Raw genomic sequence first — 25,868 nt, forward strand, 5'->3', positions numbered from 1 at the left:
CGCTCATTGGGCGGCGCCCTCCGCAGCTGCAACGACAGAACAAGTCTTCACAAAGCTGTCGGGATTTAGCGAGATCGAGTCGATCCCTTGGCCGACCAGAAACTCCGCAAAATCGGGATAATTGCTTGGCGCCTGACCGCAGATTCCGATCTTGATGCCGGCGGCGTGAGCCTTGCGGATCGCCTCGCCGATGGCGATTTTGACGCTTTCGTCGCGCTCGTCGAACATCGCGGCGAGCAATTCCGAGTCCCGGTCAACGCCGAGCAACAGCTGCGTGAGATCGTTGGAGCCGATGGAAAAGCCGTCGAACCGCTTGGCGAATTCCTCGGCCAGGATGACGTTGGAGGGAATTTCGCACATCATGTATATCTGCAGGCCGTTCACACCTCGCCTGAGACCATACTCCGCCATCACGGAAAGCACCCGGTCCGCCTCCGCAGGCGTGCGACAGAACGGCACCATCACGATCACATTCGTGAAGCCCATATCTTCCCTGACTTTGCGGAGCGCCTGGCACTCCAGCGCAAAGCCTTCGCGGTAACGTTCATCATAGTAGCGGGACGCCCCGCGAAAACCGAGCATCGGATTTTCTTCTTGCGGCTCGAACGCGGAACCTCCGATCAGATGCGCATATTCGTTGGTCTTGAAATCGCTTAGCCGGACAATCGCCGGGTGGGGAAAAAAGGGTGCGGCAAGACGGCCGATACCGCGCGCCAGCATGTCGACGAAATAGTCCGCAGGGCGCTCGTGGCCGCGAACAAGTTCCCGGATATGGCGATTGTCCGCCGCAGACACCCTTTCCGGATGAAGCAGCGCCATCGGATGGACTTTGATCAGATTGTTGATGATGAATTCCATACGGGCAAGGCCTACGCCCTTGGCTGGCAATCGCCACCATTGGAACGCCGCTGCCGGGTCCGCGATGTTGAGCATGATTTCGGTGGCTGTTTCCGGCACGACCGACAGGTCGATATCTTCGACCGTGAAGTCGAGCAGGCCTCCATAGATCAATCCCTTGTCGCCGCTCGCACAAGAGAGCGTGACGTCCTGTCCTTCCTGCAGCACAGATGTTGCCGTTCTGGTGCCGACGACCGCTGGAACGCCGAGTTCCCGGCTTACTATAGCAGCGTGACTGGTGCTGCCGCCGCGGTCGGTTATGATGCCGGCTGCCCGTTTCATGATCGGAACCCAATCGGGGTCCGTATTTCCGGTGACCAGAATCGCGCCGTCCGGAAATCGGGTAATGTCCAAGGCGTCATGGATCAGGCATATCTTGCCTTTGGCGACGGCGCTGCCGATCGCCACACCTGACAATAGCGGCTGCGTTTCCGTCCTGAGAATATATCGGCGAAACTGTGCCTGTTGGAGACCGGCGTGAACGGTCTCTGGCCGTGCCTGAACCAGGTAAAGCAGGCCGTTGCCGCCATCCTTGGCCCATTCAAGGTCCATCGGTCGGCCATAATGTTGTTCGACTGCGGTGGCCCAGCGCCCCAATTCAAGGATTTCATCATCATTCAGGACAAATGAGCGACGCTCTGCGGGGGTGGAGGCAATGAGACGGGTCTGCTTTCCCCCCTCGTCGGCGTAGACCATACGGATGGCCTTGTCGCCTAACGTCTTCTCGATAATGGGGCGCGATCCCGGCTGGCTGAGAAGTGGCTTGAAGACAACGTAGCGATCAGGGTTGACCGCGCCCTGGACAATGGTTTCCCCAAGCCCCCAGGCCGCACTGATGGTGGCGATCCCGGGAAACCCGGACTCCGTGTCGATCGTGAACATCACGCCCGAGCCGGCAATATCGGCGCGAATCATCTGCTGTACACCGATCGAAAGCGCGACCGCCAGATGATCGAAGCCTTTGGTTTCGCGGTAGCTGATCGCGCGATCGGTAAAAAGCGAGGCGAAGCAGCGCAAGCAGGCGTCGAGCAGAGCCTGTTCGCCGCGGACGTTGAGGAAGGTCTCATGCTGGCCGGCAAAGCTTGCGTCCGGAAGATCCTCGGCGGTCGCGCTGCTGCGTACAGCTACCGCCGGATCGCGCGCGCCGGTTCTTTCGCCAAGCTTGGCATATGCCGCGCGAACCTGTTCAGCCAAATCGGCAGGCAAGGTGCTCGCCAGCATCAGCGCACGAATCTCGTGCCCCGCGTCCTGGAGCGTCACGTCACCGGCGCGATAACGACGGATATGGTCGCGGATGGCGGGTTCGATGGCGTTGATTTCGAGGAACTCCCGAAAAGCCTGCGCCGTTGTCGCAAATCCGCCGGGAACCCTGACGCCCGCATCGCCTAGCTGGCGCACGAGTTCGCCGAGCGAAGCGTTCTTGCCGCCAACTATCGGCACATCTGCAATGCCAAGCTCTTCAAGCCAGAGAACTGCCGCTTCAGGTTGCTTGGCCGCCATTTTCTACCTCTCGTTGGTTGACCTTGAGCGTGTCACATCCGATGCTGATCCTAAGCCGGACAAAACAGCAGGTCTGTCAGTATTGTTACGGCTTGGCGGTCAGCGATCACGTCATGCTTATAGCAGCGGGACCAGATTCCATCGAGGTCGGCTTGTTCGCCGAGCCAATCGGTTGTCGGGTCAGCATCGAGGAGTTCCATGGAGGTCATTGTCCAGTCCACATTTGGCGAGATCGCTGCCTTGCTGGTGCTGGCGGCAGTTGTCGGATTCATCGGCATCGTGCTGCGCCAACCGCTGATCGTCAGTTTTATCGCCGTGGGCCTGCTGGCCGGCCCATCGGCATTCGGCCTTGTGCAATCCGCCGAGCAGATCGACCTGCTCTCGGAACTCGGGATCGCTCTGCTGCTGTTCCTCGTCGGCATCAAGCTGGACGTCAAACTGATACGATCACTCGGCACGGTTTCCCTTCTTACCGGGCTCGGCCAGGTCCTGTTCACATCCATCTTCGGCTATCTGATCGGCCTAGCTCTTGGCCTGGGGCATGTGACCAGCCTTTATGTGGCGGTCGCGCTCACCTTCTCCTCGACGATCATCATCGTGAAGCTGCTTTCCGACAAGCGCGAAATAGACTCGCTGCACGGACAAATCGCCCTAGGCTTCCTGATCGTACAGGATCTTGTCGTGGTCCTTGCGATGATAGTGCTGTCGGCGATCGGCATTGGCGCTTCCGAAGCGCATGGAGAGGGGCAGAGCATCCCCATGGTCCTTCTGTCGGGCGGTGCCATGGTCGCGCTCGTCATCCTGTTCGTCCGCTACCTCGCCGATCCACTGACGCGGCGGCTCGCGCAGGCGCCGGAGCTCATGATGATTTTCGCCATCGCGCAGGCGGCAATATTCGCGGCCGTCGGCGAACTGGTCGGTCTCGGCAAGGAAGTTGGCGGCCTGTTGGCGGGGGTATCCCTGGCCTCGACCCCTTATCGCGAGACCATCGCTGCGCGTCTGGCACCGTTGCGCGATTTTTTGCTTCTCTTCTTCTTCATTGCACTCGGCGCCGGGCTCGACCTGTCATTGCTCGGCACTCATGTGACCGGCGCTCTAGTTTTTTCGGTTTTCGTTCTCATAGGAAACCCCCTGATCGTGCTCACGATCATGGGTACAATGGGGTACCGCAAACGCACAGGTTTCCTGGCCGGGCTCACCGTTGCCCAGATCAGCGAATTCTCACTGATTTTTGTCGCGATGGGCGTATCGCTGGGGCATGTGACGCAGGACGCGCTTGGCCTCGTTACGCTCGTTGGCCTCGTCACGATCGCGGCGTCCACCTACATGATCACCTATTCCCATCACCTTTATGACCGGCTCGAGCCCCTCCTCGGTCTGTTCGAGAGAAAAGAGACGCCGCGAGAGCCGCACGATGGCGCACCTCAAGCCAATGCGGGCTACGATATCTTGATCTTCGGGCTCGGACGCTTTGGCACGGCGATCGGCATGCGCCTGAAGAACAGGGGCTTTCGCATATTGGGGATCGATTTCAACCCTGCGGCAGTACAGCGATGGCGCGAACTCGGGCTTGATGCCGCTTTCGGAGATGCCGGAGATCCGGAGTTCGTGTCCGAACTGCCCCTCGTTTCCGCGAAATGGCTGGTCTCGACGGTCCCGGTTCATCTGCCGGGGCTGAATGCTGAAGACGTCCAGAGAACGCTTATCCAACTCTCCCGTCTTTCGGGTTTCACCGGGCGGGTCGCGGTCGCGGCGCGCGGCGATGGAGAGGGGCAAGATTTCAGCAATGCGGGTGCCGACCTGATCCTGGAGCCCTTCCAGGATGCCGCGGACAGGGCGGTCGACATCCTTTGCGGGCAGGAGGAGCGGGAAAGAACCCGGTTTCCCGCCATTCCCGAGGAGCCCATCCTCAATTGACCTCCTTGCGACTGCAGCGGAACAATAAAGTGAGCGGATCGGAATGAACAAGCAGACGGTATCGAATTACCACGCTCGGGCAACCAGTGACGTCCTTGTCGCGCTCGGTGCCGATCCTGCCGGGTTGAGTTCTAGTGAGGCCGCCCGCCGGTTGACCGAGTACGGCGCGAACCGGCTTCCCGAAGCACGGCAGCGAAGCGCCATCCTCCGGTTTCTGGCGCATTTTCACAATATCCTCATCTATGTGCTGCTGGCGTCCGCAGTTGTCACCGCAGTGCTTGACCACATGATAGATACGGGCGTCATTCTTGCCGTTGTTATCGCAAACGCGATCATAGGTTTCATCCAGGAAGGACGCGCGGAAAACGCTATGGCTGCGATCCGGGGCATGCTGGCCCCGCATACGGCGGTTCTGCGCGACGGCAAACGACAGAGCATCGACGGGATCGACCTTGTGCCAGGTGACATCGTTCTGCTGGAGGCCGGGGATCGCGTACCGGCAGACCTCCGGCTCATCGAAGCCAGAGCTCTGAAGGTTGAAGAGGCCATTCTTACGGGTGAGTCCGTTCCTGTCGATAAGGATGTCGCGCCCGTGGCGGAGAGCGCGCCCCTCGGCGATCGCACGTCCATGCTGTTCAGCGGAACGCTCATTGTCGCGGGCACGGGCCGGGGCATCGTCACGGCGACGGCCACCGGGACCGAGATCGGCCGGATCAGCGGTATGCTCGCAAAGGTGGAAACGCTGACGACGCCACTGGTACGACAGATGGACGTCTTCGCGCGCTGGCTGACACTCTTCATTCTCGTGGTCAGCGCCGGATTGCTGGCCTTCGGTACGTTGGTCCGGCATCTGCCTTTCGACGAAATGTTCATGATCGTGGTTGGCCTTGCGGTGGCGGCGATACCCGAGGGGTTGCCGGCGGTGCTGACGATCACCCTTGCGGTGGGCGTGCAGGCCATGGCTCGTCGCAACGCGATCGTGCGGCGCTTGCCGGCCATAGAGACGCTGGGCTCGGTCTCCGTCATCTGCACCGACAAGACGGGCACACTCACGCGCAACGAGATGATGGTCACGTCACTTCTCACCGCCGACCGCCGGTTCACCGTGACTGGCGAGGGATATGTCCCGGAGGGCATGTTCGAGGTGGATGGCGCGACCGTACAGGCCGCTGACCACCCCATTCTGCTGGAGTTCGCACGCGCCGCCGCGCTGTGCAATGACGCGGCCCTGCACCGAACCGATGACGGTTGGCGCACGGAAGGCGATCCGATGGAGGGAGCCTTGCTTACTCTGGCAGGAAAGGTCACCGACGGGGGCGTCGCGCCGTTCGGCGGTCTTGCCCGAACAGACGCGATCCCGTTCGACGCGGCCCATCGGTATATGGCGGTTCTGCATCATGACCATGAAGGCCATGCCTTCATCCACGTAAAGGGTGCGCCCGAGGCCGTCCTGGCCATGTGCCGGAACCAGCGAGTGGGTGAAGACGATGTTGCCCCGCTGGACCTGGCTTTCTGGCAGAAAGGTGTCGAGGAACTGGCCGGCGCGGGACAGCGTGTGATCGCGGTGGCGTCGCGCAATGCCCCGCAATCGCACACTGTCCTCAACATGTCCGACCTCGGGGGGCATCTCATATTGGTCGGTCTTGTCGGCCTCATCGACCCGCCGCGCGCCGAGGCAATCGAAGCCGTCGCCGAATGCCACCGCGCGGGCATCAGGGTGAAGATGATTACCGGCGACCATGGTGCCACGGCTCGGGCGATCGCCACGCAAATCGGCTTGCACAACAGCGAACGCGTGCTGACAGGCGCGGATCTTGAAGAAATGTCGGACGGTGAGCTTGCCGATGCCGTGATCGAAACCGACATCTTCGCGCGCACATCCCCCGCCGACAAGCTGCGGCTGGTCACAGCGCTGCAATCACGCGGATTGATCGTTGCGATGACCGGGGACGGAGTAAACGACGCCCCCGCACTCAAACGCGCAGACGCCGGCACGGCGATGGGGGTGAAAGGCAGCGAAGCTGCCAAGGAGGCATCCGAACTTGTGCTTGCCGACGACAATTTCGCCTCGATTGCTGCGGCGGTGCGCGAGGGACGCACGGTTTACGACAATATCAAGAAGGTCATCAGCTGGACCTTGCCTACGAACGCGGGTGAAGCGATGACCATCATCGTCGCCTTGTTCGCCGGCATGACTTTGCCGGTCACGGCGGTGCAGATTCTCTGGATCAACCTCGTTACTGCAGTGACACTGGGTTTAGCGCTGGCCTTCGAGCCGAGCGAGAAGGGAACCATGCGGCGGCCGCCACGTGATCGGGGCGCTCCCTTGCTGACTGGCGAACTGGTCTGGCATATTCTGCTGGTATCAAGCCTGTTCGTCATCGCCGTGTTCGGCGTCTTCGCCTATGCAATCGACAAGGGTCATCCGATTCCTCTTGCCCAGACAATGGCGGTCAACACCCTGGTCGTCCTGGAAATCTTTCACCTCTTCTTCATCCGTAACATTCACGGAACGTCGCTGACTCTCGCCGCCGTACGAGGGACACCTATAGTCTGGTTCTCCGTGATCACGATAACCGCCGCCCAGTTCGCCATGACCTACGTACCGCAGTTCCAGACAGTTTTCGGGACACAAGCAGTGCCGCTTATCGATGGTATTATCATCGTGATGGTCGGGGCCATGTTCTTTGCGTTGATCGAAATCGAAAAACAGATGCGGCTGAGCTTTCGCAGGCCGACGGCTCCCGTGCCATCATGATGGTAGGCCGATATCTGACGCAGCCATGTAATCGCATTCCGATCTCTCAGACGTCGCGCTTCGAGTTTTTCAGAAGGTCCATGACGTCCAGAGGGAATGGGAACACGATTGTCGAGTTCTTCTCTCCGGCGATAACATTGAGCGTATTCAGATAGCGCAGTTGCATCGCTTCGGACCGTTGTCCCAGAATTTCGGCCGCCTCGAGCAGTTTTGCCGCGGCTTGCTGCTCGCCCTCCGCATTGATGACCTTGGCCCGCCGCTCGCGTTCAGCCTCGGCCTGACGAGCGATCGCTCGAACCATGGAGTCGTCTATGTCGACATGCTTGATTTCGACGTTGGCGACCTTGATACCCCACGCGTCAGTCTGGGAGTCGAGGATTTCCTGGATATCGGCGTTGAGCTTGTCACGCTCGGCCAGCATCTCGTCCAGCTCATGTTTTCCGAGGACAGAGCGTAGCGTTGTCTGGGCGAGTTCACTCGTCGCTTGCATGAAGTTTTCGACCTGGATGGTCGCAAGATCGGGCGCGACGACGCGAAAGTACAGCACGGCATTCACCTTCACAGAGACATTGTCCCGCGAGATCACGTCCTGGGTTGGCACGTCGAGCACGATCGTCCGCAAATCGATGCGCACCATCTGCTGGACGAAGGGCACGAGCAGGATCAATCCCGGCCCCTTCACGCCCGTGAAGCGTCCCAGTGTGAAAATCACGCCTCGCTCATATTCCCGGAGGATCTTGATGGCTGCCATCAGGAAGATGAGCAGAAAAACAAGCAGCGGTAGATAGAATGCGAGATCACCGAGCATGGGCATGATTCGTCCCCTTTCCTTGTCCTGAGCTAACGATGCTAGGCTGTTCGTTCGACCCTCAGGGTCAGCCCTTCGAGGCCAACAACGCGGACCAGTTGGCCTGTGTGAAAGTCTTCTCCACCGCTGGCACGCCAGCGTTCGCCATGGATGTGGATATGGCCACTGGTTCCTTCCCAATCCAGGATCCGCCCTGACGCACCGATCATTTCCTCGCGGCCGCTCACGACCCTGCTGCGACGTGATTTCAATGCCAACCGCATGATCAGCAGGGTTGCGCCCAGGCTCGTAACAGCGACAGCGCCGAGCACGGGAAGCGCAACGCGAAACTCCGGAACGTCGGTGTCGAACATGATCGTGGCGCCGAGCACAAATGCGATTATCCCGCCAATACCCAATATGCCAAAGGATGGGGAGAAGGCCTCTGCCGCCATGAGGGCCATGCCGAAGAGGATCAGTGCTATCCCGGCGTAGTTCACCGGCAGGACCGAGAGGGCATAGAGCCCAACCAGCAGGCAGATCGCGCCGATGGTCCCCGGATAGAGGGCACCTGGATTCATGAACTCGAACAACAAGCCATAGGCGCCGATCATCATCAGGATCAACGCGATGTTGGGGTTCGTGGTCTTAACGGACGCAATTAGGCTGAATTTGGACGCAATTAGGCAGTAGTTGGACTCAATTAGGCTTAAACGCGCGATTGAGGTCCATCATCCGCTCCTCCGCACTCGTGGCTCGGGCCGCCATATTTTGGGCGATGCTCCGGCTCGACCAGCAGGAAGTCGTGCTGGGAATTCGTGAGGCGGCTGTGATGAGGTCACGGCTGCCCCCCCCTTTGGGATATGAGACCGGCGGCGACCTGAAGGTATCCGCTCATTCGCCTGGAGGGCAACTGCCGCTGCGTCATGCAGCGGCAGTCGAAGAGACTATGCAGCCTTCCGATTTTTCGGCGCTGCTCTTCGCCCCGTCTTGCGATTCGCCTTCAAGGGTTTCGGCCCATTGGCGATCTGATCGAGCATCTCCCCCAACACGGTGGTTCCATGAGAGTAGGCCACCTGGATCAATGTCGCCGCATGGTTGCAGTTGTCGCCGGTGTAGAACCAATCGAGGAACTGCTTGCGCTTGGCGGCCGTGTCGAAGCGGTGGACGTAGAGTTCTTCCGTCACCAACCCGGTAGCGCCGTTCAGCATCTCGCCGACCATTAGCGCGCGGGGATCGTCGAGCGGCTGCATGACGCTGGCGACGCACTCGCCGATCGGCTCCAATGCCATGCGTTCAGCCATGTGGTGGTAGAACCGGTCGCGGCCAAGGGCTTCTGCCAGCCGGCCCCACTCTTGCCAGCGGCTGCGCCGCACGCCGATCCAGCGCACGAGCGCCTTGAATGAACGCTCATCGCCCGCCTCGCGGTGCCATAGGGGCTGGACGGGCGTGTTCGCCGCAAGCAGCGCTTGCGACGCGAGCACGATGCAGAGCGGGTTGCGGTGATCGATGACGAACTTGTAGTTCTCGTTCTCTTCGATTTGAGCAGGAAGCATTTCGGTATCCTCGACGGTTGTGTTCAGCCGTCGGCAGGAAAACCATTTTTCCCTTCAAGTGCCTTCGGCACCCACCATCCAATCAGAGGAAATCCGCCGATCGGCGGATCAATCGTCATCTCTTGTAGCTCATCCGGGGACCCGGCGAGCATCGAGCTCGCACGGTCGGACAGATCTTCCACAACCTGGCGAACCGAAGAAGAGCGGGAGGCGCCGCTGGGCGCCTCCCGTCCATTCAATGGCCGGCGTGGTCCGACGGAGTGGCGGCAGCAGCACCGCCCGGCTCCTTGCAGCAATCCATCTTCCGTCCTGCTGCACGCGCCTTTTCGCAGCACGCCATCTTGCCGTTCGCGTCCTTCTCGCAGCAGCCGTCGCCGTGCTGGTGCTCGGCCGGCTGCCCAGCCGGAGCGGCCGGGGTGCTCTGTTTCGGCGTGCAGTGTCCCATCGCCGCATGCTCGGGGGAGCAGGCGGTGCCAGCCGCGGGCGCAGCCTGTTCGGCGTGCTGCGCGTGTCCGGCGTGGGCGCCCGCAGGCGCGTTCTGGGCGAGAGTGGGTGTGGCGATCGCGAGCGCGATCACCGAGAGAAGTAGTTTCATTGATGTGACTCCAGAATTTCGATCGAAGATGATGTCAGGTTTCTGGATTCAGTCGCGGCGGAGGTGTTTCCACCCTCGGCGCGATCCCGGTTAGCGGAAGTGTCGCCGCCGCGACGAGGATCGTCCTCGGCGTTGCGGGCAGCGCGCGCAGGTCGGCAGGTAGCGCGGGGATGGCTGCGCAGAGGGCTGCGCAACTTGGCGATCCGCTCGTCTTGCTCTTCTCGTCAGGTGCCGGGTGCGGCATGTCCGCGCAGCCATGTTCGCCTGCACCTATGGTCTGCGCGGCGGCCATGGCCGGACCCATGTCCATGGTGATCGGTCCTAGGAAAAGGCCAAGGGCGATCAGGAGTGTCGAGACCAACCGGAACATGGCGGGCTTGTAGGAGCGCGCCCGCCATGCGGCAAGCGGGCCGTGCGGGCGCGCTCCCTCGGGATCGCTCGATGGCATCCTCGGGGAGGGGCCAATCGTTTTGGTGTGGCGAGTCATGCCGTGGTCAGTGCCGCGCGAAGACGCGCTCGCCGGCTGGCCCGAACGACATCACGACATAGGGCTGCCGGTGCTGGCCCGGAACCTCCATGCCGGGAGAGCCCAGCGGCATCCCCGCGACAGCCAGTCCGGCGACGCCCCTCGGGCGCTGAGCCAGAAGCCGCTTGATGTCAGCCACCGGCACGTGGCCTTCGAAGACGAGCCCGTCGATGACGGCGGTGTGGCACGACGAGAGCCGCTGCGGGACCCCCCGCGCGCGCTGGAAGGCGGCGCGCGACGGGTCGTCCACGACGGTGACGCGCCGCTTGAACTCGGCGCGCACCTGCTCGGCCCACTTGGCGCAGCAGCCGCAACCCGCGTCGCGGTGCATCAGGATCGGCGTCGCGGCGTTCGCCGCCGTCGCGACGAACACGGCGGCCAGTGCCGCCACCCAGTGTTTCTTCAACTGTTTTTCCCTTCAGGTCATCCAAGCGGATCACTGCGCCCGCTTGCCGTGCTGCCTCAGCCAGGCCTCCAGTTCGCCCACCTCACGCTGCTGCTGCGCCGAACTCTTGGTCGCCATCTGGCGCACGCGCGGATCGCGCGTCTGCCTCAGCACGATCTGCGACATCGCGATGGCGCCGCGGTGGTGCTCGATCATCTTGCGGACCCAGGTTTCGGTCGCGTCGCCTCCGACCGCAGCCGTCATCTTGCGGTGCATCTCCATCTCGGCCGGCGGATACGGGTTAGCCGGCGTGGGCTGCATCATGCCGCCCATGGCGGAATGGTCCATCTGGCCGTGGTTCATTCTGCTGTGGTCGTCCGCCTGGCCGCGACTCTGGGCGGCTGCGGGGTTGGCCATGGCGATCGCGATTGCAGCCAGGGCGAGGGGCGTCTTCCTCATCAGGTTCTCCTTCGTCTCTCCCGCCACTGCCGATACGCAGATGGAGCAGCCAGCCCTCGCCAAAATCGCGCGCACTTCCGCAGGGGCGGCGCGCGATGTCGTCAGAGGCGTTCGAGCATCCCCTTCATCTGGTCGATCTCCCGCTTCTGGGATTCGATGATCTGGCTGCACAGCTGCTTGATCTCGGGATCCTGCAGGTCGGCTTCGCGGCACATGAGCACCGCGCCCGAGTGGTGCGGGATCATGGAGCGGAGGAATGCCCGATCCCCGATGGTCGTCTGGGTCCGGATCAGGGCGAAGGCGCCGAGGAAAGCGATGGCCGCGGCGCCGATGATCAGACCGTTGGCCGCTCTGGAGGGGAACATGTGCCGCATGGCCACGATCATGAGCACCACCATGGGCGCGACCATCATGACCGTCATGTAGAGCATGTTCAGGTTGTTGTAGAAGCTGTCGAGCCCGTCGATCATGACGAACATGACCAGATACATGATCACTCCGCTGATCAGGGTCTGCACGGCGAGACTCAAGTAGCCGTTTGCCATCCCGCCCTTATGTTCGCCATGTTCCATTGCCTGTCTCCTTTCCGAGTTGCCCGTCCGCCCTAGAACCAGGTTCGCACGCCTGCGACGAAGCTGAACCCGCCCGTGCCGTCGCCGCGCGCCCGGCTGAAGCGCGCGGTGTCGCCGAACTGCCGTTCCCAGGACACGCCGACGTAGGGCGCGAACTCGCGGATTCGCTCGTAGCGCAGCCGCAGCCCCACCTCGAGGTCGGTGAGCCCGGACTCAGTGCCGAGTTCGGGCACGTCCTGCACCGAGAAGTTCGCCTCGACGCGCGGCTGCAGGACGAAGTCCTCCGTGATCCGCTGATCGTAGTAGGCCTCGGCGCGTGCCGAGACCTCGCCCTTGTTCGACACGAAGAGCGCGCCCTCGACCTCGAACCAGTATGGCGCGAGACCCTCTATGCCGATCGTCGCGTAGGTCCGCGATGGGTTCGGCGTGATGTCGTGGCGGATGCCGACCTGCAGGTTCCAATAGGGATCGAACGCGCGGCTGTAGAGCGCCTGCACCTCGGCCTGTTCGAGCGGCTCGCCGAACGTGCCTTCGCCCTCGCTCTTCAGCACGAAGCGGTCGATGTCCCCGCCGAATGACGCCTCGCCGTCCCACCGGTAGCCGTCGCGGCCTTCCCTCGCCTGGTATTCGGCGATGTTGAGCATGACCGTCGGATAGGTCATGCCGCCGTGCTCGCGCCGCAGGTGGCGGTCCGCCTCGGCCATCGCCTCGGCGCCCCAATAGCGCGCCGCGGCAAGGCCGGGCTGAGGTGCTGGAGCCGGAGCGTCGCCCGCTGGAAGGTCGGTGCCGACCTTCGGCTGGCCGGCCATCGGCATTGCTGGCATCTCGTGGCCCGCATGCGGATCGGCAGCCGCCGGCATCTGTGACATGTCGTGCCCGGCCTGCGGATCTGCTTGCGGCGCCATCTGAGACATGTCGTGCCCGGCATGCAGGTCGGCCGTCGGAGCCGTCTGGCCCATCTCGTGGTCGGCATGCGGGTCCGGCGGAGCTTTGGGTGGTGCGGCCGTATGCCCCGCGTGTGGGTCGGCGGGCCCGCTGACGACGGGCACCGGCGCGGGTGGACGAGGCGCCGCCTTCCCGGCCGCGGGCGGGCGCTTCGCCGCCGGCCTGGCCCGCTGCGGTGAAGGTGCCGACGCGGCAGGCGCGGCCGCACCGTGCCCGGCATGGCCGGCGTGCTGCGCGGCGACGGGGGTGGTCAGGGCGAGCGACGCGAGACCGGCGAGGAGGAGCGCCTTCATGCCGCGTCTCCCTTGCCGGAGCGGACCTGGACGGTTTGCATCATTCCCGAATGCATGTGGTAGAGGAGGTGGCAGTGGAAGGCCCAGTCCCCCTCGTTGGCGGTCACGTCCCAGCTCACCTTTCCGCCGGGCTGCACCAGCACCGTGTGCTTGCGCGGGCTAAATGCGCCGTGCCCCGTCACGAGCTCGAAGAAGTGGCCGTGCAGGTGGATCGGATGCGCCATCATCGTGTCGTTCACAAGGGTCACCCGCACCCGCTCGCCGGTGGTGAAGGGGATCGGATCCTTGATCTCGGAGAGCTTCTCGCCATCGAAGCCCCACATGTATCTCTCCATGTTGCCGGTGAGGTGGATCTCCAGCTCGCGCGATGGCGCGCGCAGGTCAGGGTTCTGCTCCAGCGCGATGAGATCGCGGTAGGTCAGCACCTTGTGGCCGACATCCTCGAGACCCTGTCCCGGCTCGCCGGTCCGATCGATCGGCATCGGCGAGATCGTCTGCACGCCGGGGCCCTTCCTCACGCCGGGCGCGTTCGAGAAGTCGCGCATGCTGTGGTCCATGCCGGCGCCGCCGTGCGACATTCCCGCCATTGCGCCGGCTGCGGCGGGCGCGGCGTCACCCATCTGCGAGTGGTCCATGCCGGGCATCGCGTTCGCGGGCCCGCGGCCCATCGCCGAGTGGTCCATGGCACCCGCCGCGGCGCCGGCGGTCGCGCCGTGGTCCATGCCCGGCATCGAGCCGTGGTCCATGGCGCCCATGCCCATGTCCTTCATGGTGGCGAGCGGCCGCTTGCGCAGCGGCGGAACTTCGGCGGCCATCCCCTCGCGCGGCGCTAGGGTCATGCGGGCCATTCCGGACCGGTCCACGCTCTCGCCGACCAGTGTGTAGGCGCGCTCGTCGGTAGGGGTGACGATGGCATCGTAGGTCTCGGCCACGCCGATCTGGAACTCGTCGACCCGAACGGGGCGCACGTTGAGCCCGTCTGCCTGGACGATGGTCATGGGCAGGCCCGGTATCCGAACGTTGAAGGTCGTCATGGCCGAGGCGTTGATGATGCGCAGGCGCACCCGTTCGCCGGGGCGGAACAGCGCGGTCCAGTTGTCACGGGGGCCATGGCCGTTGACGAGGTAGGTGTAGGTTGAGCCGGTGACGTCCGACACGTCGGTCGGGTCCATCCGCATCTTGCCCCACATCAGCCGCTCGTTCAGCGGCTGGTCCTCGCCCTTGAGCAGGCCGGCGAGCGTCTGGCGCTGGCGGTTGAAGTAGCCGGCCTGCTTCTTGAGCTTCAGGAAGATCTCGTGCGGGTGGAGCTGGCTGTGGTCGGAGAGGACGACCACGTGCTCGCGGTCGTATGCGACCGGATCCGCCCCGGCTGGATCGATGACGATTGGCCCGTAGTGGCCCATCTGCTCCTGAAGGCCCGAGTGGCTGTGATACCAGTAGGTGCCGGACTGCACGATCGGGAACTCGTAGGTGAAGGTGCTGCGCGCCTTGATCCCGGGGAACGAGATGCCGGGCACGCCGTCCATCTGGAACGGCAGGATGAGCCCGTGCCAGTGGATCGAGGTCTCCTCGTCGAGCTCGTTGACGACGGTCAGTCGCGCGTTCTGCCCCTCGCGCAGGCGGATGAGCGGTGCGGGCACGGTGCCATTGATGCCGATGGCGTGCGAGGTGCGGCCATCGATAGTCATGGTCTGGTGCGCGACGCGCAGCTGGATGTCCTCGCCCGAGACCGTGGGCAGCGCCCTGGCGATGCCAGCGGACACTGGCTGGGCCCAGGCCGGCATCCATGCGGAGAGCGCGAGGCCCCCTCCCGCGAGGCTGGCGCCGCGAAGTAGCTGGCGTCGGTCGATCTGATGGCTCATTCGAATACGGTCTTCCATTTGCGAGGACTTCGTCCCCGGTGATTACGCGCCAGGGGGCCACACCCCTCGGCCAATTAACGATGTGGGGTTTGACATAGTGTCAGGGTCAAGCTTCTATCTTCGGGCACGACCGATGGACCACGCCTGGTAGCGAATGCTCCATTTCGGCTTCGATGGAACTGGACGTGGACGGGGGAGCCCCCAAGGTGCGTGTTGGGTCGGAATGGGGGAATGCAGGCGCATGTGGAGCGACAGGGACAGCAAGACCGACTTCCTCAACTTCACCGAGGTCGCGGAACAGATCTCGGCGCTTGCGCGCAGTCCTGAGATGCTGCCGGTGTCCGTCGGGGTGTTCGGCACATGGGGCACCGGCAAGTCCACCGTCCTGAATCTGGTGAAGCAGGACCTGGAGCGACACGATCCGAAACCGGTCGTGATCGAGTTCGACGCGTGGCTGTTCCAGGGTTTCGACGACTCCAAGGCTGCCCTGATGGAGGTCGTGGCGGACACGTTGATCAAGGCCGCCAAGGACGATGAGGGCATATTGGGCAAGGCCAAGGCGCTGGCGGCGCGCGTGAACTACTTCCGCGCTCTGGGCGTGGCTGCGGATTTTGGCATCGGCATGGCTCTGGGCGTGCCGCCGGGGCTGCTGACGAAGGCGGGTGACGCGATCTCGTCGCTCGTGTCCGGCAACGTCAAGTCGGACGACGTCGACGCCGCCAAGGAGGTGGGGAAGGCGGCCAGCGAGGGATGGGGCAAGCTCATCAAGCCGGAGAAGGCGAGGACGCCGCCGAAGGAGATCAGCGCGTTCCGCCAGGAGTTCAGCGACATCCTGGAGGAGCTGGGCCGTCCTCTCGTAGTGTTCATCGACAATCTCGACAGGTGCCTGCCGGATGTCGCGATCGGGACCCTGGAGGCGATCCGGCTTTTCCTGTTCATGCCCGGCACGTCGTTCGTGATCGCCGCCGACGAGGACATGGTCCGGCATTCGGTCGCCCGCCACTTCCGCGATCCTGACAGCTCCCACGTCAAGGACTACCTCGACAAGGTCATCCAGGTCCCGTTCCGCGTTCCGCGCATCGGTGCCGAGGACGTGCGGGCCTACCTCTACTCGCTCTTCACCCAGCTGATCGCCCCTGCCCGGCTCTCCGACGTGCAGGCCGAGCTCCTCAAGGCGCTGCAGAATTCCTGGCAGGGGACCACCTTCGACGCCACCGGCATCGACCAGACGGCCGGGCGGGCGGATGGCCTTCTGGACATGCTGGGGACGGCGGATCGGGTTGCACCGATACTCGCCATCGCGCCGAACATCGGCGGCAACCCGCGCATCGTCAAACGCCTGCTGAATGCGGTTCTGCTCCGACGCGACCTGGCGCAGTCGAGGAAGATGAATGTCGATCTGGCGACCCTGCTGAAGCTCGCCATCTTCGAGCGTGTCACCGACGCGGCCGCGACGGAGGCGCTCTACTCGATGGTGATGGCGGGTGGCGACGCGGCCCGGCTCATGATCTTGCCCGCCTCGAGCATGAAGGACGGCGAGGAACGGCCGGCCATGCCGCCGGCGTGGACGGGACTCGAATCCTTCATTGACCAGTGGCGGGATCTCGAGCCGCACTTCACGGACCCCGATGCGCTGCGCCCCGCGCTCTTCCTCAGCCGCGATGTGATGGCGCCCGCGACCAGAGGCGGCCCGGCCGACCTTGTGGTGCGCACGGTCGAGACGCTGATGACTGTGGCCAGCGCGAACTCGCCCGCTGCGACCGCCGCCATCGGTGCGCTGGCGGATGAGGAGCGGGTCACGGCGATGGGTCTCATCGTCGGCAGGCTGCGCGAGATGGACTGGTCGAGCAAGGTCGAGGGCATCCACGGCGCCGTCATCCTCGGCGAGGCTTCGGCGGCGGCCAAGCGGCAGCTAGGCGCGCTGGTCGACACGATGCCGGCGAAGGCCATGCATTCGGGCACGAAGTTCCTGCTGAAGCGGATGGGTTACATAAAGGGGGATTGAGTGGGCACGTCGCAATCGAAGCCGTCGCCGCCGGGCGGGTCGCCGTTGGTTCCGCCATGGGCCGACCAGGACCCGCCGCCGCCGGACCAACCCCAGCCGCCACCCGGGGCCGACGTGCTACCCGCCTCGCCCCTTGCGGGCACTCGGCGGGCTCTGCGCGACTACATGGGCACGGGTGACGTCGCCAGGGGCAGGACAGCCTTGGGTCGCTACGCGCGCGCCATGGGCGGAGGTGGCGCATCGGCCCGGCACGCCAGGGCCGCGCGCACCGGCGGGGCGGCCATCGGCTGCTTCGCGGCTGCGGCGCGCGGGCAGCCCGGCGCCGACGGGTTCGACCTGGGTCAGCTCGCCGGACTGCCGATGGAGGCCGCGATCGACGCCATCGTCGATCGCTTCTGCCCGCCCGGAATTCTCGACGAGGAGCTTGTCCGCGCTGCGATAACCGAGGCGCTGGTCGAGAGCTTGGACGGTGCCGACGTATTCGATCCGGCTGCGATCGACGACCGCACGGTCGTGATCGCGACGGTCTGCTTCGTGGCCGAGCTGGTCTTCGCTTCCGTCATGGCGGAGCAGGGCCACTCGGCCGATCAGGTCGACCCGGCGACGGCCGTCCGGCGCGAGAACGCGCTGCGCGACCTCGTGCGCGAGGTCGCGGACCACGTCGCCACGCCGATCGTCCAGCGCAACGGAGGTGCGCTTGCGCCCGCGCAGATCGAGAACATCGTCGTGGAGATCACGTCCACGGTCTACGGGGAGCTCGCCGAATGGTAGGCACTATGGTCGTCGCGACGCCGGTCGCGGCGGACGCCGCCGCTGCGCATGCGCGGCCGGGCACGATCGGCGTCTGGCTGTTCGGTCGTGGCAGCGCTGAGCTCCCGGGCCTGGGGGCGGCGTTGCTGGAAAGCGTGCGAACCTTGCCCGGACCGATCTCGACGACGGCTTGGGACTTTCTGGCCGTAGCCTCGGCAGTCTTCGCGGCCGACCGCTTCGTCCTGCGCGCGGGCTCGCCCGACGGGTGGACCCGCTCGATCGGTCTGCGCGTCTCGGTCCTCGATCCGGCACCTTGGCTGTCGCAGGTGGACGCGCTGACGCGCGCGCTGCGTTTCCTGACGGGGGACGTCTGGCATCTCGAGATAACGGGTGGAGGCTCGCCCCCGCCGGACGTGCGGCTTAGGCCGCACTCATACGACGCCGTCTGCCTTTTCTCCGGTGGCCTCGACAGCTTCCTGGGAGCGCTCCATCTGCGGGAGTCGGGCGGACGGCCGCTTCTGGTCAGTCAGGGCTCGGCCAAGGAGATCTCGCCGCAGCGTATCCTCGAGGCTGGCCTCGGTCTGGCCGGTGACCGCTTCGAGGGGCGCATCCGCGAAAGGTGGCGGCAGCCCTATGAACCGTCGACCCGGTCGCGCTCGCTCCTATTCTACGGCTATGGGGTCGTAGCGGCGGCCGCTTGCGGGCTGAACCGCCTGATCGTGCCTGAGAACGCGCTCATCGCGATCAATCCGCCGCTGACCCGGCGCAGGATCGGTTCGCTCAGCACCCGGACCGTCCACCCCTACCTGCTATCGACGCTCAACGAAGTGCTGGCAGGCGTTGGCCTCGACGTGCGGATCGACAACCCGTTCTTCGCCACCACGAAGGGCGAGATGCTCGGGCAGGCGCGCCATCCGCAGCTGGCGCGCCTGGCATCGCAGTCCTACTCGTGCGGCAAGGGCAAGCGCGGCAACGGACAGTGCGGCCGATGCGTGCCGTGCCTGATCCGGCGGGCGGCGTTCGACGCGGCAGGGGTGCGCGACGGCACGCCATATCTGAACGAGCTCCGCGACAGTGCCCGTAACGACGATGTCCTAGCGGCAAGGCAGGGGGCGGCGCGGTCCGTGGGCATGGACTCCAGGCAGCTTGAGCGCTGGGTGCTGCGATCAGGCCCTCTGCCGTCCGATCACGTAGCTCGCGTCGCCACGGTCGATGCTGTCGGTCGGGGTTTGGCAGAACTCGGCGGTCTGTTTAGACGGGTGCGATGGCGCTGATCGATTTCCACTGTCACCTCGACCTGTTCTCCGATCCCCAGGCGGTGGCGAACGCGGCGGCGAGCCGCGGCATGTACGTGCTCTCTGTCACGACCACTCCTAGCGCCTTCGAGGGCACTCGCCGTCTGGCGCCGGAGGGCAGCCGCATCCGCACCGCCCTTGGCCTTCACCCCGAACTCGCCGCCGCTCGGCGGCATGAGCTGCCGCTGTTCCGCTCGCTCATCAACGAGACCGACTACGTCGGCGAGGTGGGCCTCGACGGATCGGCACCGCACCGGGCCACGCTCGATGTCCAAGGCGAAGTCCTGTCCGAGATACTGTCGATCTGCTCGGCCGCAGGCGGGAAGATCATCTCGCTGCATGGCCGGGGCGCCGCGGCTATGCTCCTGGAGCTGATAGAGACCGAGCCGACGGCGGGCGAGTGCGTGTTGCATTGGTTCTCCGCGAAGCCATCAGTGGTCGAGCGGGCGGCCGGGCTCGGCTGCTGGTTCTCGGTCGGGGCGAATATGCTCGCCAGTGCGGCGGGGCGGGCGGCCGTGAAGGCGATGCCGCGCGATCGCCTGCTCACCGAGACGGACGGTCCGTTCGGTTGCACCGAGGGGAGGCCATCGACGCCGCTCGACGTCGGTGCTGCCTACGACATGCTGGCATCGACGCTGGAGATGACCCGCGCGGAAGTGGACCATCTGGTCCATCGCAACCTTCGCGCGCTACTCTCGTCCGATCGCCGCCGCTCCCCCGCGCAGCACGCCATCACCGGTCCTCTAGGCGGTCCGCGAGCTTGACCCTCGCCCGGCGCAGCCTCGTCTCCACCGCCTTCTCGCTGATCCGAAGCAACTCGGCGGTCTCCGCCTGGCTGAGCCCCTCGACGGTGCGCAGCAGGAGCGTATCCTTGAGGTTCGCGGGCAGGTCTGCAATCGCAGACATCACCGAGGCGAGTTCCCGACGATCGGCGAGGCCGTCCTCGGCGGACGCCGACGCATCGGCGACGTGCTGGGCCTCGTCCATCGGACGGGCGAACGTGAGGAACCTGCGCACGGCGCGGCGGCGTGCCCAGTCGTGCGCCTTGTTGATCGCCATCCGCGCTACCCAGGCGCGGAACGGCCTTGCCTGGTCATATCGTGCAAGCGCGCCGAACGCGGCGATGAAGGTCTGCTGCGTGAGGTCGAGGGCGGCATCGTCGTCGTTGGTGTAGCCGCGCAGGAGACGGAACACCTGGTCCCGGTGGCGACGCATCAGCTCGCTGTAGGCGGGCTGCCGCCCGCCGAGCGCCAGCGCGGCGAGTTCGCCGTCCGGGCACGCGGCGAGTTGCGCGTTCACCGTTCGGGGGCCGTCAGCGCCTTCACGACCGCCGCGTCGAACTTGGCGGCCTGATCGGGTCTGAGCACCGACCGCATCGCGAAGATGTGCTCGAGCGTCTCCTTTTGCAGCTGTCCCATGGCGGAATGCGAATGGTCGACGGCGGCACTGACGGCCGGGCCGTAGCCGTGTTCCGCCTCGATGGCCTCGGCGAGCCTCACGTTGTCTGCGCGTAGCTCCCTTTCGAGGGCGGCCTTGCGCGTCGCGAAGTTCCGCTCGATCGCTTCCATCTTCGCTTCCTGGGCCTTGTCGAGGCCGAGGTCGTGGTGGAGCAGCGCATGCAGCTCGCTCTCCACAGCCACCTGCGGTGTGATGAAGGCGCGGCCCAGGAAAGCGCCCGCGATGGCCGCGAGGAAGGCGATCAGGGCTATGACGAGCAGTCGGCGGCGATCGGTCATTCGCCTGTTCCGAGCAGGGTGGAAGGCGCGAGCGCGGGTGGCGCGCCGAATGGCGCGATCGGCGAGGCGCGGTTCTCCCAGCTCGGCAGGGCCGTCCCCAGCAGCCCTATGGTGAGCGCCAGCCCCGCCGCCAACCCGAAGACCGAGCCTGATAGGGGCGGGCCATGGCGCCGCTGGAAATCGACCTCCGCGAGAACGGCCTGGCCGATGTCCGCCAGGCGGGGATCGACCGGATGGTCCCTCAGGCGCGAGAGCGCCGCGTCTACTTGGTTCATCGTCTAACTCCCGCCCCTGCGTCCAGGCATTACGCATTGTAGCGTGAGAACCCTCGGCTCCAAAGCGTAGCCGGACCGAGGGGGGCGGGCCCAAGCTGCGTATCTCAGTCAAATCCAGACGGAGATACGCGATGAAGAAGTTCCTCCTGCCCGCCGCCCTGCTTCTGCTCGGCCAAGCAGTCCCCGCCATTGCCCATCCCAAGCTCGTCAGCTCCGCCCCGGCGGCGCGCGCCGTGGTGCGGAGCACCGACGTGGCCACGCTGGCATTCAGCGAGCGGCTGATGCCTAGACTCTCAGGCGCCGAGGTGACCATGACGGGCATGTCTGGCATGGCGAACCACGGCCCGATGAAGGTTTCGGGTGTCCGGACTACGGTCGGTCCCGACGGCAGGACCCTCGTCGCGCGCCTGCCCCGGCCGTTATCCGCCGGGACCTACAGGGTCGACTGGCATGCGGTGTCCGCGGACACGCACCGCATCACCGGTAGCCTGAGCTTCACGGTCCGTTGATGCTGGAGGAGCAGCTCATCGTCGCCCGCTGGTTTCTATACCTGAACCTCGGGCTGCTCTTCGGTCTTCCGCTCTTCTCGCTCTATACGCCGCAAGGGAGCCAGGTGCCCGGGCCGTTCCGGCTCCGGGCGCCGTTGTCGCTCCTCGCGATTGCCGGCCTGCTGCTCAGCGTCTGCGGCTACCTCGTCACGACGGCCGGGATGATGGGTGTGCCGCTGCTCTCGCTCGATCGCGCGACGCTCGGGTCAGTGACGCTGGAGACCGCCGTCGGCTGGGCGTTCGTCGTGCGCGTGATCGCCCTGCTGGTAGTCCTCGCGCTAGCCTGCGCCTGGCGGGCAGGCGGCCGGGTCACCGTCCCGGCGATAACGGCGATGGCGGCCCTCGCGACCGCAACGCTCGCGTGGAGTGGCCACGGCGTGGCGAGCGAAGGTATGGCAGGGTGGATTCACCTCACCAGCGACGTGATTCACCTGCTCGCGGCGTCGGCCTGGCTCGGAGCCCTTGCGGCGCTTCTATGGGCGGCCGCGACCACCCGCGGCGGATCTGCAGGATCGCTGCACCGTCTGCACCGGGCCCTTGACGGGTTCGCCGTCAGCGGAAGCGTCATCGTCGGCCTAATCGTTCTAACTGGTCTCGTGAACGGCGCGCTGTTGGTCGGAGTGGAGGGGGGCTGGAAGCTGGGTGCTAGCACCTACGGCCAATTGTTGATCCTCAAGCTCGCGCTGTTCGCCGCAATGCTCGCTTTGGCCGCTTCGAACCGGTTTCGTTTGACCCCGGCGATCGCGGCCGGGATCGATGGTGGGTCTGCGGCCGTGGCCCGGCTTCGGCTCAGCGTCGGCCTCGAGGCGGCGACGGGGGTCGCGATACTCGGCCTGGTCGCGTGGCTTGGGACGCTCGAGCCTCCGGCTTCGGGCTGAGCGTTGAAAAGGGTTCGGCCGCGGTCTGAAATTGGCTCTTGACCCTGACACGGTGTCAAGCCCTACATCCTCATGCGTCGAACAGGAGAAGGCTATGACCGACCCGAAATCTACGGCGCATGCAGGCCACGGTTGCTGCGGAGGAGCCGGCAAGAACGTCCGCGATCAAGTGGACGGTCAGGTGAAGGACCCCGTCTGCGGCATGACCGTGGACCCGGCGGCCACGCCCCACCATGCCCATTACGGGGATCAGGACCATCATTTCTGCAGCGCCGGCTGCCGGGCGAAGTTCGCCGCTGATCCGGCGCGCTATCTGGAACCGGTGCCCGTGGCGGCGGCTCCGGCAGCCGCGCACGCGTGCTGCGGCGGGGGTCAATCCAAGGGGACCGAGAAGGATCCGGTCTGTGGAATGGATGTCGATCCGCTGACTACGATGCATCATGCTGAGCACGCCGGCCATGACTACCACTTCTGCAGCGCTGGATGCCGCGCGAAGTTCGTCGCAAATCCGGCGACCTACCTGAGCAACGCGCCCCGCCCGGAAGTGCAGGCCACTCCAGGCGCAATGTGGACCTGCCCCATGCATCCCGAGATCCGGCAGGAGGGACCGGGCACCTGCCCGATCTGCGGCATGGCTCTCGAACCCGAGGAGCCATTTCTGGATGACGCCCCAAACCCGGAGCTCGTGGACTTCACGCGTAGGACCTGGGTCGCGGGCGCGCTCGCCGTTCCGCTCCTGCTGGTCTCGATGGTCGCCGAGATGCTCGGGGTCCACTTCGTGCCGGCCGCCTGGAACCCGTGGGTGCAGCTGGCGCTGGCGGCGCCGATCGTGCTATGGGCCGGCTGGCCCTTCTTCGAGCGCGGCTGGTCATCCATCCGCACGCGAAACCTCAACATGTTCACTCTGGTCGCGATCGGCGTGGGGGCGGCGTTCCTATACAGCCTGGTCGCGACGGTAGCCCCACAGCTCTTCCCGCCGACCTTCCGCATGCACGGGATGGTGCCCGTCTACTACGAGGCGGCCGGCGTCGTGGTCACGCTCGTCCTGCTCGGGCAGGTGCTCGAGCTGCGCGCCCGCGCAGCTACGGGCCGGGCGATTCGAGCCCTGATGAACCTGGCGCCAAAGACGGCCCGCCGCATCGGCGTGGATGGATCCGAGGTTGAGGTCGACCTGTCCGAGGTTATGATCGGCGACCGGCTACGGGTCCGTCCCGGCGAGGCCATCCCGGTGGACGGCGCCGTTGTCGAGGGGCGCTCCGCCGTCGACGAATCCATGCTGACCGGCGAGCCGGCCCCCGTTGCGAAGGAGCCTGGCGCGAAGCTGACGGGCGGCACCGTCAACACGACCGGCAGCCTGGTCATGGAGGCGCAGGCGATCGGATCCGACACGGTGCTCGCCCGGATCGTCAGGATGGTCGCAGAGGCGCAGCGCAGCCGCGCGCCGATCCAGGCCGTTGCCGATCGCATCTCGGCGTGGTTCGTGCCCCTCGTCATGGCGGTGGCGGTCGCGACCTTCGTCGTCTGGAACCTGGTCGGGCCCGAGCCGCGCTTCGGCCACGCGCTGCTCAACGCCATCGCCGTGCTCATCATCGCCTGCCCGTGCGCGCTCGGGCTGGCGACGCCGATGTCGATCATGGTCGGCACCGGGCGCGGCGCGCACGCCGGCGTCCTAGTCAAGAACGCCGAGGCGCTGCAGGCGCTGGAAAAGGTCGATACCCTGGTGATCGACAAGACCGGCACACTCACTGAGGGCAGGCCCAAGCTGATCGCCGTCGAGACGGTGGGCGGCATCGGCGAGGACGAGCTTCTGGCGCTTTCCGCCGCGGTCGAACGCCGGTCCGAGCACCCGCTTGCCCATGCGGTCGTGGTCGCCGCCGAGGAGCGGGGGCTCGACGTCCCTGCGGCTGAGGATTTCGCCTCGACGACCGGCGCGGGTGTGGCCGCCACGGTTTCGGGGCGGGCCGTGGCGATCGGAAACGCGGCGATGATGCAAGCCGCTGGTGCTGATCCCGCGGGGCTTCGGGCGCAGGCCGAGGCGCGCCGGGCGGAAGGCGCTGGCGTCATGCTCGTCGCGGTGGACGGCCAGCTGGCCGGGATGCTCGCCGTGGCCGATCCGGTGAAGGCGTCGGCCCGCGGCGCAATTGCTGAATTGCATGTCGAGGGCCTGCGGATCGTGATGCTGACCGGCGACGGACGCGGCACTGCCGATGCTGTCGCGCGGATGATCGGCGGCATCGACGAGGTGCACGCCGATCTGCGGCCAGAGGACAAAGCGAGGATCGTCGGCGAGTTGAAGGCCAATGGGGCCGTGGTCGCCATGGCCGGAGATGGGATCAACGACGCGCCCGCGCTCGCCGCGGCTGACGTGGGCGTGGCTATGGGCACCGGCACGGATGTCGCGATCGAAAGCGCGGGCATGACGCTGACGAAGGGCGACCTGGCCGCGATGGTGCGGGCGCGCAGGCTGGCGGATGCCACCATGCGCAACATCCGCCAGAACCTGTGGTTCTCCTTCGTCTTCAACGGTGTCGGCGTGCCCATCGCGGCCGGCGTGCTCTATCCTGTGGCGGGCATCCTCTTATCGCCGATGCTCGCCGGCGCGGCGATGGCGCTGTCGTCCTTTGCGGTGGTGACGAATGCGCTGAGGTTGAATACGGTGCGGCTGTGAACATCGGCCAGGCCTCGAATGCGAGCGGCGTCTCGCAGCGGATGATCCGCCACTACGAGAAGATCGGGCTGATCCCGTCGCCGCCGCGCCGGGACAGCGGCTATCGCGACTATTCGGACGCTGATGTCGCTCGGCTTCGGTTCGTGGCCCATGCACGCGACCTCGGCTTCCCGATCGAAGAAATCCGTGCGCTGCTCGGGCTCTGGCAGGACCGGTCGAGGTCGAGCGCTGACGTGAAGGCGCTGGCGACCGCGCGGGCCGAGGAACTCGGGCGCAAGGCACAGGCGCTCGAGCAGATGCGTGCCACGCTGCTCGACCTCGCGTCGAAGTGTCACGGCGACGACAGGCCCGAGTGCCCCATCATCGACACGCTTGCCGAATAAGACGCCAGAGTGCGGTCATAGCCGTCCGGCGCCAGCCTTTCGCATTGCCAATCTTCTCTTCGGCATCCGGGGCCCGGCATCCGTCGAATCTTGAACCAGCCGTGGGTAGTGCCGCCGATGGCCTGCCGAGCTGAGCGATTCTGCTTCCCGGGGCGTCGTCTCCACAGCGGGGAGTTCCGCGGCCCGAACGCTTGTTAACGAAGCTGTGCTGGCACCGCACCGATGCTTTTCCCGTTGCCGCCATCACGGCTACATCTATGCTACCGCGAAGGTAGGGC

25 protein-coding genes and 1 pseudogene are annotated in these 25,868 nt (G+C 65.3%); 11 read left to right on the forward strand and 15 right to left on the reverse strand.

Annotated elements, in window-relative coordinates; genetic code table 11:
* Positions 1–3: 3 nt before the first annotated feature.
* Both ppsA and AC07X9_RS14415 read right to left on the reverse strand, forming a co-directional pair.
* Complete coding sequence (gene ppsA, locus AC07X9_RS14410) at positions 4–2,397, reverse strand: phosphoenolpyruvate synthase (protein WP_086485893.1); 2,394 nt, start codon at positions 2,395–2,397, stop codon at positions 4–6.
* Between the two features lie 50 nt (positions 2,398–2,447).
* Positions 2,448–2,597 carry a hypothetical protein gene (locus AC07X9_RS14415; RefSeq protein WP_495197983.1) on the reverse strand — a complete coding sequence of 50 codons (150 nt, stop codon included), beginning with the start codon at positions 2,595–2,597 and terminating at the stop codon, positions 2,448–2,450.
* A gap of 46 nt (positions 2,598–2,643) precedes the next feature.
* On the opposite strand from AC07X9_RS14415, the gene AC07X9_RS14420 reads away from it, so the two are divergent.
* The gene (locus tag AC07X9_RS14420) at positions 2,644–4,314 is read left to right on the forward strand and encodes a cation:proton antiporter (RefSeq protein WP_254908105.1); all 1,671 of its coding nucleotides are present in this window, start codon (positions 2,644–2,646) and stop codon (positions 4,312–4,314) included.
* Between the two features lie 43 nt (positions 4,315–4,357).
* A complete protein-coding gene (locus AC07X9_RS14425) occupies positions 4,358–7,072 on the forward strand; it encodes a cation-transporting P-type ATPase (protein ID WP_086485895.1) in 2,715 nt (904 codons plus the stop codon).
* Between the two features lie 46 nt (positions 7,073–7,118).
* Here the strand turns inward: AC07X9_RS14425 and AC07X9_RS14430 are convergent, their stop codons facing one another.
* From AC07X9_RS14430 to AC07X9_RS14475, 10 genes are all read right to left on the reverse strand, one after another.
* On the reverse strand, positions 7,119–7,886 hold the full coding sequence (locus AC07X9_RS14430) for a slipin family protein (RefSeq protein WP_086485896.1): 768 nt from the start codon (positions 7,884–7,886) through the stop codon (positions 7,119–7,121).
* A gap of 35 nt (positions 7,887–7,921) precedes the next feature.
* Entirely contained in the window at positions 7,922–8,485 is a 564-nt protein-coding gene (locus tag AC07X9_RS14435) for an NfeD family protein (RefSeq protein ID WP_441347667.1), read from the reverse strand.
* 321 nt (positions 8,486–8,806) lie between these two features.
* Positions 8,807–9,415, reverse strand: coding sequence for a hypothetical protein (locus tag AC07X9_RS14440; RefSeq protein WP_017183601.1), 609 nt, complete (start codon positions 9,413–9,415; stop codon positions 8,807–8,809).
* 235 nt (positions 9,416–9,650) lie between these two features.
* On the reverse strand, positions 9,651–10,010 hold the full coding sequence (locus AC07X9_RS14445) for a hypothetical protein (RefSeq protein WP_017183603.1): 360 nt from the start codon (positions 10,008–10,010) through the stop codon (positions 9,651–9,653).
* 34 nt (positions 10,011–10,044) lie between these two features.
* Positions 10,045–10,497 carry a hypothetical protein gene (locus tag AC07X9_RS14450; protein WP_026002481.1) on the reverse strand — a complete coding sequence of 151 codons (453 nt, stop codon included), beginning with the start codon at positions 10,495–10,497 and terminating at the stop codon, positions 10,045–10,047.
* A 7-nt stretch (positions 10,498–10,504) separates the two neighbouring features.
* Positions 10,505–10,942 carry a DUF411 domain-containing protein gene (locus tag AC07X9_RS14455; protein WP_411778945.1) on the reverse strand — a complete coding sequence of 146 codons (438 nt, stop codon included), beginning with the start codon at positions 10,940–10,942 and terminating at the stop codon, positions 10,505–10,507.
* A 30-nt stretch (positions 10,943–10,972) separates the two neighbouring features.
* Positions 10,973–11,380, reverse strand: a complete 408-nt coding sequence (locus AC07X9_RS14460; protein ID WP_017183605.1) for a DUF305 domain-containing protein — start codon at positions 11,378–11,380, stop codon at positions 10,973–10,975.
* Positions 11,381–11,481: 101 nt separating this feature from the next.
* Complete coding sequence (locus AC07X9_RS14465; protein ID WP_017183606.1) at positions 11,482–11,952, reverse strand: DUF305 domain-containing protein; 471 nt, start codon at positions 11,950–11,952, stop codon at positions 11,482–11,484.
* Positions 11,953–11,984: 32 nt separating this feature from the next.
* On the reverse strand, positions 11,985–13,190 hold the full coding sequence (locus tag AC07X9_RS14470; RefSeq protein WP_086485824.1) for a copper resistance protein B: 1,206 nt from the start codon (positions 13,188–13,190) through the stop codon (positions 11,985–11,987).
* On the reverse strand, positions 13,187–15,052 hold the full coding sequence (locus tag AC07X9_RS14475) for a copper resistance system multicopper oxidase (RefSeq protein ID WP_017184146.1): 1,866 nt from the start codon (positions 15,050–15,052) through the stop codon (positions 13,187–13,189). The genes AC07X9_RS14470 and AC07X9_RS14475 overlap by 4 nt, the downstream gene beginning before the upstream one ends.
* A gap of 241 nt (positions 15,053–15,293) precedes the next feature.
* Here AC07X9_RS14475 and AC07X9_RS14480 point away from each other — a divergent pair, with 241 nt between their 5' ends.
* The 4 genes from AC07X9_RS14480 (at position 15,294) to qatD (ending at position 19,866) form a co-directional block, all read left to right on the forward strand.
* The gene (locus AC07X9_RS14480; RefSeq protein WP_176342123.1) at positions 15,294–17,057 is read left to right on the forward strand and encodes a KAP family P-loop NTPase fold protein; all 1,764 of its coding nucleotides are present in this window, start codon (positions 15,294–15,296) and stop codon (positions 17,055–17,057) included.
* Positions 17,058–17,258: 201 nt separating this feature from the next.
* Positions 17,259–17,828, forward strand: a complete 570-nt coding sequence (locus AC07X9_RS14485) for a Qat anti-phage system associated protein QatB (protein ID WP_086485897.1) — start codon at positions 17,259–17,261, stop codon at positions 17,826–17,828.
* Positions 17,822–19,081 (forward strand): Qat anti-phage system QueC-like protein QatC, encoded by a 1,260-nt coding sequence (qatC, locus tag AC07X9_RS14490; RefSeq protein ID WP_086485821.1) that lies wholly within the window; start codon positions 17,822–17,824, stop codon positions 19,079–19,081. Before AC07X9_RS14485 ends, qatC begins: the two co-directional genes overlap by 7 nt.
* Positions 19,072–19,866, forward strand: coding sequence for a Qat anti-phage system TatD family nuclease QatD (gene qatD / locus AC07X9_RS14495; protein WP_217884250.1), 795 nt, complete (start codon positions 19,072–19,074; stop codon positions 19,864–19,866). The genes qatC and qatD overlap by 10 nt, the downstream gene beginning before the upstream one ends.
* On the opposite strand, the gene AC07X9_RS14500 is transcribed toward qatD, so the two are convergent.
* The 3 genes from AC07X9_RS14500 to AC07X9_RS14510 are packed head-to-tail and all read right to left on the reverse strand — an operon-like array spanning position 19,835 to position 21,113.
* Positions 19,835–20,401, reverse strand: coding sequence for an RNA polymerase sigma factor (locus tag AC07X9_RS14500; protein WP_254908075.1), 567 nt, complete (start codon positions 20,399–20,401; stop codon positions 19,835–19,837). The genes qatD and AC07X9_RS14500 overlap by 32 nt on opposite strands.
* Complete coding sequence (locus AC07X9_RS14505; protein WP_086485820.1) at positions 20,398–20,838, reverse strand: periplasmic heavy metal sensor; 441 nt, start codon at positions 20,836–20,838, stop codon at positions 20,398–20,400. The genes AC07X9_RS14500 and AC07X9_RS14505 overlap by 4 nt, the downstream gene beginning before the upstream one ends.
* A complete protein-coding gene (locus AC07X9_RS14510) occupies positions 20,835–21,113 on the reverse strand; it encodes a hypothetical protein (protein ID WP_086485819.1) in 279 nt (92 codons plus the stop codon). Before AC07X9_RS14510 ends, AC07X9_RS14505 begins: the two co-directional genes overlap by 4 nt.
* A 131-nt stretch (positions 21,114–21,244) precedes the next feature.
* Here AC07X9_RS14510 and copC point away from each other — a divergent pair, with 131 nt between their 5' ends.
* From copC to cueR, 5 genes and pseudogenes are all read left to right on the forward strand, one after another.
* Positions 21,245–21,622, forward strand: coding sequence for a copper homeostasis periplasmic binding protein CopC (copC, locus tag AC07X9_RS14515; RefSeq protein WP_086485818.1), 378 nt, complete (start codon positions 21,245–21,247; stop codon positions 21,620–21,622).
* Positions 21,622–22,539: a copper homeostasis membrane protein CopD gene (gene copD / locus AC07X9_RS14520; protein WP_086485817.1), complete on the forward strand. Its 918-nt coding sequence runs from the start codon at positions 21,622–21,624 to the stop codon at positions 22,537–22,539. Before copC ends, copD begins: the two co-directional genes overlap by 1 nt.
* Positions 22,540–22,633: 94 nt before the next feature.
* Positions 22,634–22,846 (forward strand): annotated as a pseudogene (locus AC07X9_RS14525) (YHS domain-containing protein); the annotation flags it as partial.
* Between the two features lie 21 nt (positions 22,847–22,867).
* Positions 22,868–25,207, forward strand: a complete 2,340-nt coding sequence (locus AC07X9_RS14530) for a heavy metal translocating P-type ATPase (RefSeq protein WP_254908103.1) — start codon at positions 22,868–22,870, stop codon at positions 25,205–25,207.
* Positions 25,204–25,590: a Cu(I)-responsive transcriptional regulator gene (cueR, locus tag AC07X9_RS14535; RefSeq protein ID WP_086485815.1), complete on the forward strand. Its 387-nt coding sequence runs from the start codon at positions 25,204–25,206 to the stop codon at positions 25,588–25,590. The genes AC07X9_RS14530 and cueR overlap by 4 nt, the downstream gene beginning before the upstream one ends.
* Positions 25,591–25,868: the final 278 nt, after the last annotated feature.

Source organism: Sphingobium sp. GW456-12-10-14-TSB1 (genome assembly GCF_059424385.1).

What these genes read in the sequence shown, in the direction of transcription:
- AC07X9_RS14505 (WP_086485820.1), bottom strand. Translation starts at nt 20,838, where the DNA reads ATGACCGATCGCCGCCGACTGCTCGTCATAGCCCTGATCGCCTTCCTC.
- AC07X9_RS14450 (WP_026002481.1), bottom strand. Translation starts at nt 10,497, where the DNA reads ATGACTCGCCACACCAAAACGATTGGCCCCTCCCCGAGGATGCCATCG.
- AC07X9_RS14470 (WP_086485824.1), bottom strand. Translation starts at nt 13,190, where the DNA reads ATGAAGGCGCTCCTCCTCGCCGGTCTCGCGTCGCTCGCCCTGACCACC.
- AC07X9_RS14415 (WP_495197983.1), bottom strand. Translation starts at nt 2,597, where the DNA reads ATGGAACTCCTCGATGCTGACCCGACAACCGATTGGCTCGGCGAACAA.
- copD (WP_086485817.1), top strand. Translation starts at nt 21,622, where the DNA reads ATGCTGGAGGAGCAGCTCATCGTCGCCCGCTGGTTTCTATACCTGAAC.
- qatD (WP_217884250.1), top strand. Translation starts at nt 19,072, where the DNA reads ATGGCGCTGATCGATTTCCACTGTCACCTCGACCTGTTCTCCGATCCC.
- AC07X9_RS14430 (WP_086485896.1), bottom strand. Translation starts at nt 7,886, where the DNA reads ATGCCCATGCTCGGTGATCTCGCATTCTATCTACCGCTGCTTGTTTTT.
- AC07X9_RS14480 (WP_176342123.1), top strand. Translation starts at nt 15,294, where the DNA reads ATGTGGAGCGACAGGGACAGCAAGACCGACTTCCTCAACTTCACCGAG.
- AC07X9_RS14425 (WP_086485895.1), top strand. Translation starts at nt 4,358, where the DNA reads ATGAACAAGCAGACGGTATCGAATTACCACGCTCGGGCAACCAGTGAC.
- AC07X9_RS14445 (WP_017183603.1), bottom strand. Translation starts at nt 10,010, where the DNA reads ATGAAACTACTTCTCTCGGTGATCGCGCTCGCGATCGCCACACCCACT.
- AC07X9_RS14465 (WP_017183606.1), bottom strand. Translation starts at nt 11,952, where the DNA reads ATGGAACATGGCGAACATAAGGGCGGGATGGCAAACGGCTACTTGAGT.
- AC07X9_RS14475 (WP_017184146.1), bottom strand. Translation starts at nt 15,052, where the DNA reads ATGAGCCATCAGATCGACCGACGCCAGCTACTTCGCGGCGCCAGCCTC.
- qatC (WP_086485821.1), top strand. Translation starts at nt 17,822, where the DNA reads ATGGTAGGCACTATGGTCGTCGCGACGCCGGTCGCGGCGGACGCCGCC.
- copC (WP_086485818.1), top strand. Translation starts at nt 21,245, where the DNA reads ATGAAGAAGTTCCTCCTGCCCGCCGCCCTGCTTCTGCTCGGCCAAGCA.
- ppsA (WP_086485893.1), bottom strand. Translation starts at nt 2,397, where the DNA reads ATGGCGGCCAAGCAACCTGAAGCGGCAGTTCTCTGGCTTGAAGAGCTT.
- AC07X9_RS14460 (WP_017183605.1), bottom strand. Translation starts at nt 11,380, where the DNA reads ATGAGGAAGACGCCCCTCGCCCTGGCTGCAATCGCGATCGCCATGGCC.
- AC07X9_RS14510 (WP_086485819.1), bottom strand. Translation starts at nt 21,113, where the DNA reads ATGAACCAAGTAGACGCGGCGCTCTCGCGCCTGAGGGACCATCCGGTC.
- AC07X9_RS14440 (WP_017183601.1), bottom strand. Translation starts at nt 9,415, where the DNA reads ATGCTTCCTGCTCAAATCGAAGAGAACGAGAACTACAAGTTCGTCATC.